Origin of the sequence: Microbacterium sp. 70-16 (assembly GCF_001898315.1) — a bacterium.
Lineage (GTDB): Bacteria > Actinomycetota > Actinomycetes > Actinomycetales > Microbacteriaceae > Microbacterium.
Window position 1 is genome coordinate 120653 of record NZ_MKTQ01000009.1, and the last position, 18460, is coordinate 139112.

Genomic DNA, 18460 nt, shown 5'->3' on the forward strand with positions numbered 1-18460 from the left:
GTCGCTCGTCGGCTCAGCCGAGCTGCTCGGTGAGGACGAACCAGCGCTCTTCGAGGGCGGCGATCTCGGCGTCGAGCTCGCCGATCTGCTTCATCTTCTCGCCCAGGCCGGCGTAGTCGGACTGATCGTGGTCGGCGAGCGCTGTGCGCGCGGCATCCGCTTGCGCCGTCAGCTTCTCGATGCGGCGCTCGGCGGCGGTGAGCTCCTTCTCGGCGGCGCGACGCTCCGCACCCGCGAGGGCGGGCGCGGCCGAGGCTGCGGGGGCGGATGCCGAGGCATCCCCCTTGCTCGTCGTGCCCGACGAGCGCTCACGGTCGCGCAGCCGCAGGTACTCGTCGATGCCGCCGGGCAGGTGCCGCAGGTGTCCGCCGAGCACGGCGTACTGCTGGTCGGTGACGCGCTCGAGGAAGTACCGGTCGTGGCTGACGACGAGCAGCGTGCCGGCCCACGAGTCGAGGAGGTCTTCGATCGCGGCGAGCATGTCGGTGTCGAGGTCGTTCGTCGGCTCGTCGAGGATCAGCACGTTGGGCTGATCGAGCAGGATCAGCAGCAGCTGCAGGCGCCGCTGCTGCCCGCCGGAGAGGTCCTTCACGGGCGTCGACAGCTGCGCCGAGCTGAAGCCCATGCGCTCCAGCAGCTGGCCGGGTGTCAGCTCGGTCGCCTTCGAGCCGGCACCGATCGTGTAGCTCGTGCGCAGCCCCGAGATGACGACGCGGACGGGGTCGTTCAGGTGCTCGTCGAGCTCGTCCATGCGCTGTGTGAGGGTCGCGACCTTGACGGTCTTGCCGCGCTTGACGCGTCCGCTGGTCGGTTCGACGGTGCCTGCCACGAGCCCCAGCAGCGTCGACTTTCCGGCGCCGTTGACACCGAGGATGCCGGTGCGCTCCCCCGGCGCGATGCGCCACTCGACGTCACGCAGGATCTCTCGGCCGTCGTACGCGACGCCCGCATCGAGCAGGTCGACGACGTCTTTGCCGAGGCGCGAGACGGCGAGCGACTGCAACGACACCTTGTCGCGGATCTCGGGCACATCCTCGATGAGCTCGTTCGCGGCGTCGATGCGGAACTTCGGCTTCGAGGTGCGGGCGGGCGCGCCGCGGCGCAGCCACGCGAGCTCCTTGCGGGCGAGGTTCTGCCGGCGCTGCTCGATGACGGCGGCCTGGCGGTCGCGCTCGACGCGCTGCAGGATGTACGCCGCGTAGCCGCCCTCGAACGGCTCGACGATGCGGTCGTGGACCTCCCACGTCGTCGTGCACACCTCGTCGAGGAACCACCGGTCGTGCGTGACGACCAGCAGGGCACCCGCGTTCTTCGACCACCGGGTCTTCAGGTGCGCGGCGAGCCAGGCGATCGCCTCGACGTCGAGGTGGTTGGTCGGCTCGTCGAGCGCCAGCACATCCCAGTCGCCGACGAGAAGCCGCGCGAGCGCGACGCGGCGGCGCTGCCCGCCCGAGAGGGTGCCGAGCGGGGCATCCCACGGCAGATCTGTGACCAGCCCCGCGATGACATCGCGGATGCGCGCTGAGCCCGCCCACTCGTGCTCGGGGACCTCGCCGACGACGGCGTGGCCGACGGTGTCGTCGTCGTCCAGGACGTCGGCCTGGTCGAGCACGCCCATCGTGACCCCGCCGCGGACGGTGACCCGCCCGGCATCCGGCTCGAGCCGCCCCGAGAGCATCGCGAGCAGCGACGACTTGCCGTCGCCGTTGCGCCCGACGATGCCGATGCGGTCGCCCTCGTCGAGGCCGAGTGAGACGGCGTCGAAGACGACTCTGGTGGGGAACTCAAGATGGAGGCTCTCGCCGCCGAGCAGATGGGCCATGTCTCATCCAGGGTACGCGAGCGGATGCCAGGCACCCGCCGCGTCAGTACCAGAAGCTGAGCCGCGGGGCGGCGGGCGTCGCGAACAGCCGCGCGATGCGCGCGGGGTCGTCAGTCTCGATGCGGCCCGCGCGGGCGAGCGTGACCGCCGAGACGCCGCCCAGCAGCATCGACGACAGCTCCGCGACGCCCAGGCGCACGACGGGCAGTCCGATCGGCGGGTCATCGACGAGGTCGACGGATGCCGCACCCGTGGCATCCGTCGACAACAGGAACGTGCCGCCCGCGATCTCGAGCGGGTCGGCCACCTCGAAGACGACACTGTCGGCGACGTCGTACGTGCGCGCGGCGAGCGCGGCCGGCACATCGAGGATGCGCACGTACTGGTGGTCGCGGATGGTGATCGTCGCGGCGCGCTGGTCGGCGATCATCCACCACAGCGGCTCGTCGACGGCGAGTTCGGATGCCCGGATCGTGCCGATGAGGTCCATCTCGAGGAAGAACCGCCACAGCCCGGCGTAGGCCTCGTCGGTCGCCGCGAGCAGGAACGATATGTCGACCGTGGATGCCGTGAAGTCGTCGTGGTTCTCGGTCACACGGTACAGCGCGATGCCGTCGACCTCGCCGTCCTCGCCGCGATACTGCACGACGCGCAGCTGTTCGGCCTTCTCGGCATCCGCTCGTGTACCGAAGAAGCGGTCCCAGTGGCCGGTCGGCATGTCGATCTCGCCGGGCGAGGCCAGCCGCACCCGCTCGTGCAGTGCGGCGGCGGCATCGCGCCCCTGCTCGCGCGTGACGAAGTCGATGCGCCCCGGCGCGACGGGACCGATCCAGCGGGCGCGCCGGACGTTGAGCTCCCACTGCGCGGCGGCGGCCGCGGGCGCGAACCCGAACCGGCCGTAGATCGTCGACTCGCTCACGGTCAGCACCGCGACCGGCATGCCGCGATCAACGGCCGTGCGCAGCTCGCCGGCCATGACGGCGCGCAGGATGCCCCGGCGCCGGTGCGTCGGCGCGACCGTGACCGAGCTGATGGCGCACGCGGGAACGGCACCACCCGGCAGCGTCAGCTCGGCCGCCCACGACGCGAACGTCGCGACGGGCGTCTGCGCCAGCGGCGCGGTGGTGTCGTACACGCCGAGCTTGCGACGCGCTTCGGTGCGCTCGAAGAACGCTGCGCGCTGCGCCTCGTTGCGTTCGCCGTCGAGGAAACCGCGCGACACGGCATCCAGCCATGCGTCGTTCTCGGCACGCGACGTGTCGTCGACGCGCGCGACGGTGAGGCCGTGCGCGGCGAGCGCCGCGCTGGTCTGGGCGTCGATGTCGGCCGTGTGAAAAGCCGCGGCGAGGTCGGTCATGGGTCTCCTTGGAGTCTGTGAAGTCGTCGGCGAGGCCTTCTTCGAGGTCTTCACTTGAGGTCACGGCACGACGCGCGCGCCCGGGACGGGCCCGTGCGCGACGAACGCGCGCAGGCCCCGTGCCGCGAGCGCGTCGGCGAGGTCGTCACGGGCGTGCTCGTCGGCGGCGAGGAACGCGACCGTCGGGCCCGAACCCGACACGATGCCCGCGAGTGCTCCCGCCTGGTCGCCCGCGCGCAGCACCTGCGCGAGATCGGGCCGCAGCGACAGCGCCGCCTGCTGCAGATCATTGCGGACGGCGTCGGCGAGCTGCTCGGGATTGCCCGCGCGCAGCGCCTGCAACACGGCCGGGTCGACCCGCGGCACGCCGTGCGGCGGGGCGATGTCGGGCAGCGCCCGCAGCCGGTCGAGCTCGCGGTACACCTCGGGGGTCGACAGGCCCTCGCCGCTCGTGGCCAGCACCCAGTCGAACCGGCCGCGCACGAGGGCGGGCGCGAGTTCGTCGCCGCGGCCGGTGCCGATCGCCGTCCCGCCGAGCACCGCGAACGGCACGTCGGCGCCGAGCTGCGCGCCGAGCTCTTGCAGCTCGAGCGACGTCAACCCGGCATCCAACAGCTCGTTCACGGCGACGAGGGCGGCCGCGGCATCCGCCGAGCCGCCGCCCATGCCTCCGGCGACGGGCACGCCCTTGTGGATCTGCAGGCGGATGCCCCCGTCGAACCCCACGTGATCGGCGACGAGCCGCGCCGCGCGCAGCGCGAGGTTCGACCCGTCCAGCGGCACGCCGGACACGTCGACGTCACCGGTCACGTCGATCTCGTCGACGCGCGCGGTGGATGCCCAGAGGTCTTCGTACAGGGCGACGGCCTGGTAGACCGACGCGACGTCGTGGTAGCCGTCGGGCTGCACGTCGCCGACGTCGAAGGCGATGTTGATCTTGCCGGGCGCCCGCACGTGCACCCGACGCGAGATCTCGCCGGCGAGGCTCACGCGTTCGCCGATTCCGCCCACAGGTCGACGTCGATCGAGTCCGCGACGGCGTCGACCTGCTCGAGTTCCTCGGTCGTGAACGCCGGGCCGTTCAGCGCGGCGATGTTCTCGTCGAGCTGCGCGGCCCGCGAGGCGCCGATCAGCGCCGAGGTGACGACCTCATCGCGCAGCACCCACTGGATCGCGAACTGCGCGAGCGTCTGGCCGCGCTCCTTCGCGATGACGTCGAGGCTGCGCAGGGCCGAGAGGGCCTTCGCGCTGAGCTGACGGCCCGGCAGCGACGAGCGCTGTTGCGACCGGTCGGCGGTGCCGTCACCGAGGTACTTGTCGGTCAGCAGGCCCTGCGCGAGCGGCGTGAAGGCGATCGCGCCCATGCCCTCTTGGCGGAGGACGCCGGTGAGACCGTCCTCGACCCAGCGGTTCAGGATCGAGTACGCCGGCTGGTGGATCACGAGCGGCGTGCCGAGCGAGCGGGCGATCGCCTTCGCCTCGGCGGTGCGCTCGGCGGAGTACGACGAGATGCCGACGTAGAGCGCCTTGCCCTGGCGCACGAGGGTGTCGAGCGCGCCGATGGTCTCCTCGAGCGGGGTGACCGGATCGTAGCGGTGCGAGTAGAAGATGTCGACGTACTCGACGCTCATGCGGGTGAGCGACTGCTCGGCGCTCGCGAGCAGGTACTTGCGCGAGCCCCACTGGCCGTAGGGACCTGCCCACATGTCGTAGCCGGCCTTCGACGAGATGATGAGCTCATCGCGGTAGGGAGCGAAATCCTCGCGCATCATGCGGCCGAAGTTCGTCTCGGCGCTGCCATACGGCGGGCCGTAGTTGTTGGCCAGGTCGAAGTGCGTGATGCCCCGGTCGAAGGCGTGGCGCAGCAGCGCGCGCTGGTTGTCGAACGGGATGTTGTCGCCGAAGTTCCACCACAGGCCGAGCGACAGGGGCGGCAGGAACAGGCCGCTCGTGCCGACCTGGCGGTAGCCGGTGCCGACGTAGCGGTCTTCGGCTGCGTTGTACGGGCGGTGCAGGTCGCCGCCGCGCGTCGGAGGGAAGCGGTCTTCGAAGTCGGTCATCGCTCCAGGCTACCGACGCGAGCGCCGAAAGGGTGGCGCGAATGCGCCCCTCGCGGCTGCTGAGGCAGGCATCCGCGCCATCAACTTTCTGGGCGGGGTGTTCTGTTGGCGCGAATGCGCACCTCGAGGGATGCCAGGGGCACATTCGCGCCATCAAAACCAGCCGGGGCAATCGAGGTGGCGCGGCCGACCAACTCAAGCGGCTCGAGGTGGTCGGGGGCGCCACCTGCTTCCAGCGCGCGCGATCGGGGTGGCGCTGCGGACCAGCTCAAGCACCCCGAGGTGGTCGGGGGCGCCACCCACCTGTGCGGGGCCACAAATGGTTGGCGCGAATGCACCCCTCGAGGGATGCCAGGGGCGCATTCGCGCCACCAAAACGATCGGGGTGGCGCCGCCGACCAGCTCAAGCGGCCCGAGGTGGTCCGTCGCGCCACCAAAACCAGCCGCAGGTCAGACCGCGGCGGCGCGGGCGATGCGGACGAAGTCGTCGATCGTGAGCTGCTCGCCGCGCGCGGTCGGGTCGACCCCGGCGGCCTCGAGCACGGCAGAGGCGGATGCCGCGGAACCGCCGAGCACCGGGGCGACCGCCTGGCGCAGCATCTTGCGGCGCTGACCGAACGCGGCATCCACGATCTGGAACGTCGCGCGGCGCAGGGCCTCGTCGCCGCGCGGCGCAGCGTCCCGCGAGAAGCCGACGAGCACGCTGTCGACGTTGGGCACGGGCCAGAACACCTGGCGCGAGACGGTGCCGGCCAGCCGCCACGGGCCGTACCATGCGGCCTTGACGCTCGGCGACCCGTACACCTTCGATCCGGGCGGGGCGGCGAGCCGCTCGCCCACCTCGGCCTGCACCATGACGACGCCGCGCTCGATGCCGGCGAAGGTCTCCATGAAGTGCAGCAGCACCGGCACGCTCACGTTGTACGGCAGGTTCGCGACGAGCACGTTCGGCGAGCCCGGCAGCTCGGTCACCCGCAGCGCGTCGGCGTCGACGACCGTCAGCGCCCCGCCTGGCACCCCGTGCGCGGCGGCCGTTGCGGGCAGTTTCTCGGCGAGCCGATGATCGATCTCGACGGCCGTCACGGTCGCACCGGTCTCGAGGATCGCGAGGGTGAGCGACCCGAGTCCCGGCCCCACTTCGACGACACGGTCGGATGCCACGACGCTCGCCGCGTGCACGATCTTGCGCACCGTGTTGGCATCGACGACGAAGTTCTGCCCCAGCTTCTTGGTGGGCGTCACGTCGAGTTCGGCGGCGAGGGCGCGGATCTCGGTGGCGCCGAGGAGGGTCACGGGCATGCATCGAGCGTACCGACCGACACACAGCAGTTCGTCACATGATGTTCACCGGACTGGAACCACAGTGACCGCGCGGTCGCGCACCCTGGTTATGAGCGCCGACGTCGCCGCCCGCATACATGCCATCAACCGGGGGGTAGACATGGCACGAGCGACAGAGCTGAGGGCTGTCCATCCGACGAGACCATCACGGGGTCCGAGTCCCGTCATGGTGCTGTTGGTGCTGATCGGGACGATCGGCATCCTGGCCTACGCGGGGTTCCTGCTGGATCCCTCGCACCGGGGCGACCTGCTGCCCTACGCGATGGTCATCACCGCCGAGACGATCCTCGTCGCACAGGCGCTGCTGGCGATGTGGACGATCCTGTCCGGATCGAGCGACCCGCGCGACTACGTCTTCCACGACGCGGCCGCGCGGCTCATGCCGGGCGCGGGCGACGGCGATGACACGGTGCACCTGGCGGGCGCACCTGTCATCGTCGACGTCTTCATCACGGTGTACGGCGAGGACGTCGAGACCATCCGCCAGACGGTGCGCGCCGCCGTCGCGATGCGCGGTGCGCACCGCACGTGGGTGCTCGACGACGGCCGGTCAGACGAGGTGCGCATCCTCGCCGCCGAAGAGGGTGCGAGCTACGTCCGCCGGCTCAGCTCCAACGGAGCGAAGGCCGGCAACATCAACCACGCGCTCTCGATCGTGAAGGGCGAGTTCTTCGTCATCCTCGACGCCGACTTCGTCCCGAAGGAGAACCTCATCGTCGAGATGCTGCCGTTCTTCGCGCACGACGACGTCGCGTTCGTGCAGTCACCACAGGCCTACGGCAACCTCACGACGGTCGTCGCGCGCGGCGCCGCCTACATGCAGACGGTCTTCTACCGGTTCATCCAGCCGGGACGCAACCGGTTCAACGCCGCGTTCTGCGTCGGAACGAACGTCATGTTCCGTCGTCGCGCGATCGACGACGTCGGCGGCGTGTGCACGGACTCGAAGTCGGAGGATGTCTGGACCTCGCTGCGCCTGCACGAGCGGGGCTGGCGGTCGGTGTACCTCTCCGATGTCCTCGCGATCGGCGAGGCGCCCGAGACGATCGAGGCGTACAGCAAGCAGCAGCTGCGCTGGGCGACGGGCGGGTTCGAGATCCTGCTGCAGCACAACCCGCTCTCGCCGCGTCGGCGCCTGACACCCGATCAGCGCATCCAGTACCTCGTGACGGCGACGTTCTACCTCACCGGGATCTGCCCACTTCTGCTCCTCCTCGTGCCGCCACTGGAGATCTACTTCGACCTGCGGCCCATGACGCTCGAGATCACGGTGTTCACGTGGGCCCTGTACTACGCGGGCTTCTACGTCATGCAGATCCTGCTGGCGTGGTTCGCGGTGGGCTCGTTCCGGTGGGAGACGCTGACCCTCGCGACGGTGTCGTTCCCGATCTACACGAAAGCCCTGTGGAACGTGGTGACGGGGAAGGATGTCGGCTGGCACGTCACCGGCAGCGCGTCGCGCCGATCGCCGTTCGAGTTCATCATCCCGCAGGTGCTGTTCTTCGTCTTCCTCGCGCTCACGACCGCCGTCGGCGTGTGGCGCGACATCGGGATCGGCGAGATGACCCTCGCGACGGCGTGGAACGCGACGAACACGATCATCCTCGGGTCGTTCGTCGTCACGGCGGCCCGCGAGGCACACGCGATCGCGCACCCGGCCGCCGCCGTCGCCGCGCCCGAACCCGTCGTCGACAGCACGCCGATCACGGTGATCGCGCGGCCCGTGCCGCTCGTGACCGTCAAGGACGAGGCACCGCCGCCCCCGCCCCGGCGCAGAGCCCGCAGACAACCCGTCGGAGTGGGGGCCCGGTCATGACGTGGCGCGCGCGGGGCAAGCTCGCACTGGGCCTGGTCATCACCCTCGTCATCGTCGCAGCGTGCACCGTTCTCTTCACGCAGCGGCAGAACTCCGTGCGCAGCGTCAGCGCGACGATCGTGGCGCAGGAGTACCCCGTCGGCACCGACTACGGTGGCCTCGTCACCGCCCAGTTCGCGCACGCCGGCGACCACGTGACGGCCGGTGAAGCACTGTTCGAGGTGAGCAGCCCGCAGCTCCAGCGCGACATCGCGATGGGCGTCGTCTCCGACAGCGCGGGCGACGCCGACGGCACGACGACGATCACGGCCACCGTCGACGGCATCCTGTCCGACATCCGCGTTCCGCAGGGCGGGTTCGCGCAGTCCGGCGGCGTGCTCGGGACGGTCTCGCGCGACGCCTCACTGACCGTCGAGGGCGAGTTCCTGTTGACGCCGCGCGACTACGCCCGCATCGCGGTCGGCACCACCGCCGAAGTCGAGCTGCCGAACCGGTCGACGCTCACGGCGGATGTCTCCTCCGTCGACGTCGCGACGACGGACGGGCGGGCGGCCGCGACCGTGACGCTGACCAGTGACGAACTGACGGATGCCACGGCGGACGGCCTCTTCCAGCCCGGTACGCCCGTCGTCGTGACCCTCCGGCTCCGCGACGACGGCCCGCTCGCAGGGCTGCACGATGCGCTTGCGGACTTCATCGCGAAGGTGGGCCTGTGAGCGGCATCCGCCGCATGTTCGTCCTGCTCACCGCTGCCGCGCTCGCGCTCAGCGGGTGCACCGCTGCGGGTGGGACCGCCTCGCCTGCCGTCACCCCGCCGAGCCTCGACCTCGGCACCCTGCCGGTCGAGCGCGTCGCCGAGCCCGGGACGGTCGCCGTCGCCGCCGATGTCGCGCCGCCGACCAACCGCTGGTACTCGAGCCTCGCGTTCTCGACCGACGACCTGCCGGTGTACCCGTTCCCGCTCGCGTTCGCGCCGACAGGCACGGGCTTCTCGGTGGAGGTCCCGGCCGTGACGGTCGACGAGGCGACGATCGGGGCGTCGTTCACCGGCGGCCTCGAGATCACGCTCGGCGATGGGCAGGACCTCACCCGCACCGTCGTGCGCACCGACCCCGTTTCGGTCACGATCGCGTACGCCGACGAGGCCGGCGCGCTCGCACTGGTCACGCTCGCGGAGGGCTCGCCGATCGTCACGATCCGCGCGATGCGCGACACGACGCTCACCCTCCCCGCCCCGCCCGAGGCGCTGGGCGACGGGTGGCAGCTCGCGCACGGCGAGCGCACCTTCGTGCTGTCCGCACCGAACACCGTGGCAGCCGGGTCCACTGTGACGCTGTACGAGGGGGATGCCGCCCAGCTCGCCCCGATCCCGGAGGACGCCGCCGCGGCGGATTGGCTCGATGCGATGGGCGACCCCGTCGCGGGCGTCGAGGCGACCTCTGCGGAGCAGGAAGGCGCGAGCATCACGACGCTGCAGTACACCGGCACGGCCGACACCGTCGTCGTCCCGTTCCCCGGCATGACCACGGCGGGCACCTGCGACCTCGGCATGTTCGAGACCCCGTACGGCACCGTGAGCGCGTGCCGCGGCGCCGAGTTGACGCGCAGCGTGCCCGTCGTCGCCCCCGCATCGCGCTACGACTTCGACGGCCTCGACGACGCCACCCGCACCCGCATCCGGACCCAGCTCGAGGCAGACGTGACCGCAACCGGCCCCCTCCCGGCCGACACCTACTTCGCCGGCAAGGCGCTCGCCCGACTGGCGTCGATGTACGAGCTCGCCGTCGCGCTCGGTGCAACCGACCTCGCCGAGCAGATCATCGACCGCCTCGACGACGAGCTGACGCCCTGGCTCGACCCCGCCGGCTGCAAGACGCGCGCCGAGCGGTGCTTCGTCTACGACGACCGGCTGCGCCTCGTCGTCGGGAAGGTCGTGGGGTTCGGCTCGGAGGAGGGCAACGACCACCACTTCCACTACGGATACTTCCTCGAGGCGGCGGGCATCCTCGCGCAGGCGCGCCCCGAGCGCATCGACGACCTCCGCCCCGTCATGACGCTGCTCGCCGCCGACATCGTGACGGGGGCGGCGGGCACGGCGGGCGCACAGCTGCCGGCGCTGCGCACCTTCGACCCGTATCGCGGACACTCGTGGGCATCCGGGCTGTCGCCGTTCGCGGACGGTAACAATCAGGAGTCGAGCTCGGAGGCCGTCGCCGCCTGGAACGGCGCGGCGCTGTGGGCGCAGTCGGCGGGCGACGCCGAGCTGCTTCAGCAGGCGACGTGGCTGCTGTCCACCGAAGCGGATGCCGCGCGCACGCTGTGGCTCGAGCCGGAGACCCTGCCGGCCGGCTACGCCCACACGATCGTGTCGATGAACTGGAGCTCGAAGCGCGACTACGCGACGTGGTTCAGCGCCGAGTCATCGGCGATCCTCGGCATACAGCTGCTGCCGCTCGGCCCCGTGTCGCTCGAGTACCTGGGCGCCGATCCCGACCGCGTCGCGAAGAACGTCGCGGATGCCGGGGCCACGGCCTTCACGGGCGCGCTGGGCGACTACGTGCAGGGCTACTCCGCGCTCGCGGGCGCCGAGGCGGCGAGCGCCGCGGCAGAGGCGCTCGCCGACCGCACCGAGTTCGACGACGGGTGGTCGAAGGCCCTCGCGGAGGCGTGGGTCGCGGCCGTGCAGTTACGGGGCTGGTGATCAGCCCGCTGCGGCACGCGCCGCGCCCGGCAGCGCCTCGACGATGCGGTCGATGACCTCGTCGTCGTGCGCGGCCGTGACGAACCAGGCCTCGAACGCCGACGGGGGCAGGGAGATTCCGGAATCCAGCATCGCGTGGAAGAACCGGCCGTAGGCGGCGGAATCCTGCCGCTGCACCGTCGCGTAGTCGGGCACGCCGCCGGAGACCTCCGCCCCGAAGAAGACGCTGAACAGCGTCCCCGCGCGTTGGACGACGTGCGGCACGCCCGCGGCGTCGAGTGCGTCGCCCACGGCCGAAGACAGGGCATCGGATGCCTGCGCCAGTCGCGCGTACACGGCGTCATCGGCGATGCGCAGCGTCGCGAGGCCTGCGGCAACCGCGACCGGGTTCCCGCTGAGCGTCCCGGCCTGGTACACCGGCCCGGTCGGCGCGAGGAGGTCGAGGACGTCGGCACGACCGCCGACGGCCGCGACGGGCAGTCCGCCGCCGATGACCTTGCCGAAGGTGACGAGGTCGGGAGTGACCTGCTCCCCCGCGTCGGCGAGAACCTGCGCGTAGCCACCCGCGGCGGCGCGGAAGCCGGTGAGGACTTCGTCGCTGATCAGCAGCGCCCCCTCGCGGTGGCACAGGTCGGCGAGGAACGTCGTGAAGCCCGGCGCGGGTGCGACGACGCCCATGTTCGCGGCGGCCGCCTCCGTGATGACGGCGGCGATGCGCCCGGGGTGGGCCGAGAAGACGGCCTCGAGCGCAGCACGGTCGTTGTACGGCACGACGAGGGTCTGCGCCGCGATCGCCTCGGGGACGCCCGCCGATCCCGGCAGGGCGAAGGTCGCCAGGCCCGATCCGGCGGCCGCCAGCAGTCCGTCGGAGTGGCCGTGGTAGTGCCCCGCGAACTTGACGAGCAGGTCGCGCCCCGTCGCGCCGCGCGCCAGGCGAATCGCCGTCATCGTCGCCTCGGTGCCCGTCGAGACGAGCCGCGCCTTCTGCACGGCCGGCACGCGCCGCACGATCTCCTCGACAAGCTCGGCTTCGGCAGGGGTCGGCGCCCCGAACGACAGGCCCCGCCCCGCCGCCTCGACGACAGCCGCGACGACCTCGGGATGCGCGTGCCCGAGCAGCGCCGGACCCCAGCTGGCCACGAGGTCGATGTAGCGGCGCCCGTCGGCATCCGTCACATATGCGCCGGATGCCTCGACGAGGAACCGCGGCGTCCCGCCGACCGAGCCGTACGCCCGCACGGGCGAGTCGACGCCGCCGGGGATGACGGCGCGCGCCCGGGCGAACAGCTCGTCGTTGGCGCTCATGCGAGGCTCCGCCCCGCGCGCAGCCAGCCGGCGACCTCGATCGCCCAGTACGTCAGGATCGCCTCGGCGCCGGCCCGGCGGATGCCGATGAGGCTCTCGCCGATCGCGCGCTCGCGGTCGATGACGCCCGCCGCGGCGGCATGCTCGATCATGGCGTACTCCCCCGACACCTGGTACGCCCAGACGGGCACGCTCGAGACGTCGGCGACGCGCGCGAGCACGTCGAGGTAGGGCCCGGCGGGCTTGACCATGACGATGTCGGCGCCCTCGTCGATGTCGATGAGGGCCTCCTGCACACCCTCGCGGCCGTTCGCCGCGTCGAGTTGGTACGTGCGCCGGTCGCCCGTGAGGGTCGACTCGACGGCGTCGCGGAACGGGCCGTAGAACGCCGAGGCGTACTTCGCCGAGTAGGCGAGGATGACGACGTCGGTCCGGCCCGCGGCATCCAGCGCCGCGCGGCACGCCGCGACCTGGCCGTCCATCATGCCCGACAGGCCGAGGATGTCGGCGCCGGCTTCCGCCTGTGCGAGCGCCATCTGCGCATAGATCTCGAGCGTCGCGTCGTTGTCGACCGCCCCGTCGGCGGCGAGCACTCCGCAGTGGCCGTGGTCGGTGAACTCGTCGAGGCACAGATCGGCCTGCAACGTGATCCGCCCCGCGGCGGCGTCGGCCACGACTCGGATCGCCCGGTTCAGGATGCCCTCCGGGTCGACCGCTCCCGTCCCGGTCGCGTCGCGCGCCGACGGCACACCGAACAGCATGATGCCGCCGATGCCCGCCGCGACGGCCTCTTCGACGACGGCTGCGAGCCCGGAGAGCGGATGCTGGCTCACCCCGGGCATGCTCGCGATCGGCAGCGGCGCGTCGATGCCCTCCTTGACGAAGACGGGCAGCACGAGCCGGCTCGGGCTCAGCTCGGTCTCGGCGACGAGGCGCCGCAGCGCAGGAGTCTGCCGCAGCCGGCGCAGTCGGCGGTCGGGGAATGCGGTCATCGGGACTCCTCCGGAAGGTCTGGGGATGCGTCGAGTTCCGCCAGGAGGGCGTCGACGCTCTGCGTCCGCGCCGTGTGCGCGACGGCGAAGCCGAGGCGTTCGGCATCGCGGGTCGTGCCCGGCCCGATCGAGGCTACCCGCACAGCCGGGTGCAGCGCGCCGACCTGTCGGCGCAGTTCGCGCGCGACGCTGAGCGAGGTCAGCAGGACGATGTCGACCGTGCCGTCTCGCAGCCCGGCGGCGACCTCGTCGGGCAGGTCGACGCCGACGGTGCGGTAGCCGATGCAGACGTCGACATCGAAGCCGCGCAGGGCGAGCTCGTCGCTGAGGTAGGCGGTGGCAAGATCCGAGCGGATGATGAGGGCACGCCCGGTCTGCTCCGGCGTGCGCGCGGCGCACCACTGCGCGGCCATCGCTGCCGCCGACGACTCACCAAGCGGGACAAACGCGACCTCGGCGCCGGTCGCGGCGACGGCGCGTGCCGTGGCGGGCCCGACAGCGGCGACCTGTGTCGTCGCGGGGATCGTGATGCCGCGCGCGGTCAATTGCTCGACGCTCGCGGCGCTCGTCACGAACAGCCAGTCGTACTCGCCCACGGCGAGCGCCGCGAAGGCGGCGTCACGCGCGTGCTCGTCGCGCGGCGGCGCCGAGGTGATCAGCGGCGCGACGAGGGGGATGCCCCCGCGGCGCGCGATCTCGTCGGCGACGCGCGCGCCCCACTCCCCGCCGCGCGGGATCAGCACGCGGGCGCCAGCCAAGCCACCGGCCAGACCGCCCGCCAGGCCTCCCGGCAGACCGCCCGTCACCGGCTGCTCCCGGCAAGGTCTGCGAGCGAGGCCGCCCCGCCATCGAGCAGCGCCGTGACGACCTGCGCCGCGGCATCCTGCCTGCCGGTGTCGTCGGCGACGGTGCCGCGGGCGAACGTCTGCTCGACGCGCACGGCGTCGGTGCCGTCGAGGGCATAGACCTCGGCGAGCAGCGCGACGACATCACCGGAGACGCGGGCGGTGATGCCCACCGGCGCCGCGCACCCCGCCTCGAGCCCGCGCAGCACGGCGCGCTCGAGCAGGGCGGTGATCTCGGCGTCGGCGTCGCTGAGCACCGCAAGTTCGTCGGCGAAGGGGTCGTCTGTGCGCACTTCGACGGCGAGCGCGCCCTGACCGGCCGAGGTCGGCCAGGCCTCGCTGTCGAAGGTCTCGACGATGCGGTCGACGCGTCCGATGCGGGTCAGCCCCGCTGCGGCGAGGACGATCGCGTCGTACTCCCCGTCGTCGACCTTGCGCAGGCGCGTGTCGACGTTGCCGCGGATGCCCCGCACATCGAGGTCGGGCCGTGCGCGCAGCAGCTGGGCGACGCGACGCGGCGATCCGCTGCCGACGACGGCGCCGTGCGGCATCTGCGCGAGGGTCTGCCCGTCGCGCGAGCACAGCACGTCACCGATGGGTGCGCGCGGCGGTACGGCGCCGATCTTCAGGCCCTCGACCGCCCCGGTGGGCAGGTCTTTCATGGAGTGCACGACGAGGTCGCACTCGCCGCGCAGCAGCGCTTCACGCAGGGCCGCGACGAAGACGCCCGTCCCGCCGAGCTGCGCGAGCGGGCCGGTGAGCACGTCGCCCGCCGTCGTGATCGGCACGAGTTCGACCTCGCGGCCGGTCGCGGCGCGCACGGCATCGGCGACGAGTCCCGATTGCGTCGTCGCGAGCAGGCTCGCGCGCGTGCCGAGACGGGTGGGCGCGGCCGTCACGGCGCGACCCCCGCGAGCGCCGGGCGGAAGCCACGGCGCGTGTTCTCGCAGCAGCTGGCGCGGCACACGTCGTATCCGGGGCCGAGCGCCGTCACGTGCGGGCGCTCGTCGGCCGGCGTCGCGTGGAGGCGCTCTTCGACGAGGTCAGCCAGGCCCGCGACGAACGCCGGGTGGGTGCCCGGGCTCGCGGTGCGCACCGCAACGATGCCGTGCTCGGCGGCAGTCTCCATGGCTTCAGTATCGAGGTCCCACAGCACTTCCATGTGGTCGCTGACGAAACCGAGCGGCACGATGAGCGCAGCCTTGCGCCCGCGCGCGGGCAGTTCGGCGATGACATCGTTGATGTCGGGCTCGAGCCACGGCACCTGCGGCGGACCGGAACGGCTCTGGAACACGAGCTGCCACGGGGCGACCCCGCCCAGCTCGCCGACGATGTACTCGGCGAGCGCGAGGTGTTGCGCGAGGTAGGCGCCGCCGGGGCCGAACCCGTCTTCGGGGGCGCCGGAGCGATCGGCATCCACGTTCGGAATCGAGTGCGTTGAGAACAGGATCTCGACCTCGTCCGCCAGGTTCGTGATGCCCTGTTCGGCAAGGGTCTGGATGCCGGCACGGATGCCCTCGATGAAGGGCGTCACGAATCCGGGGTGGTCGAAGAAGTCGCGCACCTTGTCGATCTCGACCTTGCCGGAAAGGCCGGTCGCCTCGACGGCGTCGGCGAGGTCTTCGCGATACTGCCGGCACGACGAGTACGAGCTGTACGCGCTCGTCGCGATCGTGAGGATGCGGCGGTGCCCGTCGTCGTACGCCTGTTGCAGCGCCTCGTCGAGGTAGGGCATCCAGTTGCGGTTGCCCCAGTAGACGGGCAGGTCGTGGCCGCGGCCGGTGAGCTCCGCCGCAAGCGCCGCGCGCAGCACGCGGTTCTGCTCGTTGATCGGCGACATGCCGCCGAAGTGCCGGTAGTGGTGCGCGACCTCTTCGAGGCGCTCGTCGGGGATGCCCCGGCCGGCTGTCACGTTCCGCAGGAACGGCAGCACGTGCTCCTGTCCCTCGGGCCCGCCGAAGCCGAGCAGCAGGATCGCGTCGTAGTCGACCGGCACGGTCGCGTAGGGCTCACCGTCGCGGGTCGCCGCCGTGCCGGCCGGCACGAGGGCGCCGTCGGCGATGTGCGCGGGACGGCTCGCGGGGGCGACCTTGCTGCGGTACTCGCTGGTCTGCACGGTCATCAGGCGAGCACCTCGGTGAGCTCGGCGAGCTCGATGCGGCGGCCCGTGTAGAACGGCACCTCCTCGCGCACGTGGCGGCGCGCATCGGTCGCGCGCAGCGCCCGCATGAGGTCGACGAGGCTCACGAGGTTGTCGCTCTCCAGAGGCAGCAACCACTCGTAGTCGCTCAGCGCGAAGGTCGACACCGTGTTGGCGAGCACGTCGCGGAACGCCGCGCCCTTGCGGCCGTGGTCGGCGAGCATCTGCGCGCGCTGCACGTCGGGCAGCAGGTACCACTCGTAGCTGCGCACGAACGGGTACAGGCACAGCCAGCCGCGGGGGTCTTCCCCGCGCAGGAATCCGGGGATGTGGCGCTTGTTGAACTCGGCTTCGCGGTGGACGCCCATCGCGCTCCACTCGCTCGTGAAGTCGGCGAACACGCGCGTGCGGCGGAGGGCGCGCAGCGCCTTCTGCAGGGCCTGCGGACGTTCCTCGCCCGCGGCACGCCCGGGGGTCTCATGTAGCCACACGAGGATGTCGGCGTCGCCGCGCATGCCCGTCACGTCGTACAAACCGCGCAGCACGACGCCCTCCGCCTCGAACCCCGCGATGACGGCGGCCAGTTCGTCGAGCGCCGCGGCATCGGGCGCGGCGCGGCGCGGCCGGGGACCTGCGAGGACGGCGAACAGGGTGAAGCCGACGGGGTTGATCTCGGACTCTGCGGTCATGCTCTGCTCCTTGTGGGGGTGGGGGAAAGCTCTTCGGCCAGTCGCGCGGCGAGCGCGCGGGCGTGCGGGATGACAGATGCCAGCCCGGTACCTGCCGCGGCGGCGCCGGCATGGTGGATGCCACGGACGCGTGCGGCCTCGACGGCCGCGGCCCGGCCGGGGGTGGCGTCGGCGACGGCATCCGTCCAGTCCTGTGCGACGACGTCGACAACATCCTCCGGGGTGATGGTGACACCGGTCAGCAGCGTGACGTCTCGGGCGATGTCGGCGGGCGTGCGCAGGGTGTCCGCTGCGGCGTCGCGTGCGGACAGGCGGATGAGGTGGCGGCCGGGTGGTGTCGTGGCATCCGCCCACGCCCACTTCGCGGTGATGTGCGTGAGTGCCTTCGCCGCCGTCGGCAGCGCCGGGTCGACGATGACGCCCGACCCGACCGGGTGTGCGTCCAGCGCGGGAGCGTCGACGGCCGCGGCGACGACGCGCACGCGCTGCGCCGGGGCCACGTCGGGCACGCCCAGCAGGCGGTCGGCGGCGGCGGGACCCGTGGCGACGACGACGCGCGCGGCCGCGATGTCGCCCTGCGATGTGTGCAGGATGGGGCCGTCCGGCCCGTCGGAGATCGCCTCGACCGTGGCCCGCGTGCGGATGTCGGCGCCGTGTGCTGCGGCGGCGAGCGCCGCGGGCAGCCGCCACATGCCGCCCGCGATGCCGCCGACAGCCGCGCCGGCACGCGCCGTCTGCGCGATCTCGGCGGCGGCCCGCGTCAACGATCCGTGCTCGAGGAAGGCGCGCCACATGCCGGGGTGCAGCGCCGACAGCCGCACCTCGGATGCCGGCCGCGAGTAGACGCTACGGCACAGTGTGTCGACGAGCCGCTCGGCCACGACGGTGCCGCAGCGCTGCGCGACGAGCGCGAACAGCGACGGCTCCGCGTCGGCGTCCGTGTAGGGCGTCAGGTCTTGCTCGCCCGCGGCGCGCGCCGCGGCATCCGCGCCGATCAGGGCCACGACGTCGGGCGCCGTCGGATCGGCGGGGATGCCCAGCACCGTGCGCCGCGGCAGCGGTGCGCGCACGGGCCCGTCGCCCGTCGCGACGGCGAGGAAGGCGCCGCCCGGTCGCGGCGCGACGAGCTCGAGGTCGAGCCCCGCGTCGGCGACGAGGGTCGCGACGGCATCCGTGCGGGTCGCGTACGACTCGGCACCGAGGTCGACGTCGAGGCCCGCGACCGTGCCGCGGCGCAGCAGCCCGCCGACGGCGTCGGATGCCTCGAGCACGCGCACGCGGTGCCCCGCACGCGCGAGGTCGTGCGCGACGACGAGCCCGGCGATGCCGGCCCCGATGACGACGGTGTCGACCTTCTCGGCGGGTGACCTCGCGGCGCCCGCGGCGGGTAAA

General features: G+C 72.2%; 15 protein-coding genes. 3 read left to right on the plus strand and 12 right to left on the minus strand.

What is annotated here, in order from left to right; translation table 11 throughout:
• Positions 1 to 13 precede the first annotated feature (13 nt).
• From BGO46_RS02155 to rsmA, 5 genes are all read right to left on the minus strand, one after another.
• A complete protein-coding gene (locus tag BGO46_RS02155) occupies positions 14 to 1822 on the minus strand; it encodes an ABC-F family ATP-binding cassette domain-containing protein (protein ID WP_292677682.1) in 1809 nt (602 codons plus the stop codon).
• A 43-nt stretch (positions 1823 to 1865) separates the two neighbouring features.
• Entirely contained in the window at positions 1866 to 3179 is a 1314-nt protein-coding gene (locus BGO46_RS02160) for a GNAT family N-acetyltransferase (RefSeq protein ID WP_292677680.1), read from the minus strand.
• A 60-nt stretch (positions 3180 to 3239) separates the two neighbouring features.
• Positions 3240 to 4169, minus strand: coding sequence for a 4-(cytidine 5'-diphospho)-2-C-methyl-D-erythritol kinase (locus BGO46_RS02165; RefSeq protein ID WP_292677678.1), 930 nt, complete (start codon positions 4167 to 4169; stop codon positions 3240 to 3242).
• On the minus strand, positions 4166 to 5239 hold the full coding sequence (locus BGO46_RS02170) for an aldo/keto reductase (RefSeq protein ID WP_292677676.1): 1074 nt from the start codon (positions 5237 to 5239) through the stop codon (positions 4166 to 4168). The genes BGO46_RS02165 and BGO46_RS02170 overlap by 4 nt, the downstream gene beginning before the upstream one ends.
• Positions 5240 to 5689: 450 nt before the next feature.
• Positions 5690 to 6538, minus strand: a complete 849-nt coding sequence (rsmA, locus tag BGO46_RS02175; RefSeq protein WP_292677674.1) for a 16S rRNA (adenine(1518)-N(6)/adenine(1519)-N(6))-dimethyltransferase RsmA — start codon at positions 6536 to 6538, stop codon at positions 5690 to 5692.
• Between the two features lie 208 nt (positions 6539 to 6746).
• On the opposite strand from rsmA, the gene BGO46_RS02180 reads away from it, so the two are divergent.
• From BGO46_RS02180 to BGO46_RS02190, 3 genes are read left to right on the plus strand one after another with little or no spacing between them, the layout of a single operon-like run.
• Entirely contained in the window at positions 6747 to 8396 is a 1650-nt protein-coding gene (locus BGO46_RS02180; RefSeq protein ID WP_292677672.1) for a cellulose synthase catalytic subunit, read from the plus strand.
• Positions 8393 to 9112 carry an HlyD family efflux transporter periplasmic adaptor subunit gene (locus tag BGO46_RS02185; protein ID WP_292677670.1) on the plus strand — a complete coding sequence of 240 codons (720 nt, stop codon included), beginning with the start codon at positions 8393 to 8395 and terminating at the stop codon, positions 9110 to 9112. The genes BGO46_RS02180 and BGO46_RS02185 overlap by 4 nt, the downstream gene beginning before the upstream one ends.
• Complete coding sequence (locus tag BGO46_RS02190) at positions 9109 to 11097, plus strand: glycosyl hydrolase (protein ID WP_292677668.1); 1989 nt, start codon at positions 9109 to 9111, stop codon at positions 11095 to 11097. The genes BGO46_RS02185 and BGO46_RS02190 overlap by 4 nt, the downstream gene beginning before the upstream one ends.
• Here the strand turns inward: BGO46_RS02190 and hemL are convergent, their stop codons facing one another.
• The 7 genes from hemL to BGO46_RS02225 are packed head-to-tail and all read right to left on the minus strand — an operon-like array spanning position 11098 to position 18405.
• The gene (gene hemL, locus BGO46_RS02195) at positions 11098 to 12402 is read right to left on the minus strand and encodes a glutamate-1-semialdehyde 2,1-aminomutase (RefSeq protein ID WP_292677666.1); all 1305 of its coding nucleotides are present in this window, start codon (positions 12400 to 12402) and stop codon (positions 11098 to 11100) included.
• Complete coding sequence (gene hemB, locus BGO46_RS02200; RefSeq protein WP_292677664.1) at positions 12399 to 13394, minus strand: porphobilinogen synthase; 996 nt, start codon at positions 13392 to 13394, stop codon at positions 12399 to 12401. Before hemB ends, hemL begins: the two co-directional genes overlap by 4 nt.
• Positions 13391 to 14200 carry a uroporphyrinogen-III synthase gene (locus BGO46_RS02205; RefSeq protein ID WP_292677662.1) on the minus strand — a complete coding sequence of 270 codons (810 nt, stop codon included), beginning with the start codon at positions 14198 to 14200 and terminating at the stop codon, positions 13391 to 13393. Before BGO46_RS02205 ends, hemB begins: the two co-directional genes overlap by 4 nt.
• Positions 14197 to 15138 carry a hydroxymethylbilane synthase gene (hemC, locus tag BGO46_RS02210; RefSeq protein WP_292677660.1) on the minus strand — a complete coding sequence of 314 codons (942 nt, stop codon included), beginning with the start codon at positions 15136 to 15138 and terminating at the stop codon, positions 14197 to 14199. The genes BGO46_RS02205 and hemC overlap by 4 nt, the downstream gene beginning before the upstream one ends.
• Positions 15135 to 16361 carry a ferrochelatase gene (locus BGO46_RS02215; RefSeq protein WP_292677658.1) on the minus strand — a complete coding sequence of 409 codons (1227 nt, stop codon included), beginning with the start codon at positions 16359 to 16361 and terminating at the stop codon, positions 15135 to 15137. Before BGO46_RS02215 ends, hemC begins: the two co-directional genes overlap by 4 nt.
• Entirely contained in the window at positions 16361 to 17068 is a 708-nt protein-coding gene (gene hemQ / locus BGO46_RS02220; RefSeq protein WP_292677656.1) for a hydrogen peroxide-dependent heme synthase, read from the minus strand. Before hemQ ends, BGO46_RS02215 begins: the two co-directional genes overlap by 1 nt.
• Positions 17065 to 18405 carry an FAD-dependent oxidoreductase gene (locus BGO46_RS02225; protein WP_299985225.1) on the minus strand — a complete coding sequence of 447 codons (1341 nt, stop codon included), beginning with the start codon at positions 18403 to 18405 and terminating at the stop codon, positions 17065 to 17067. Before BGO46_RS02225 ends, hemQ begins: the two co-directional genes overlap by 4 nt.
• Between the last annotated feature and the right edge of the window lie 55 nt (positions 18406 to 18460).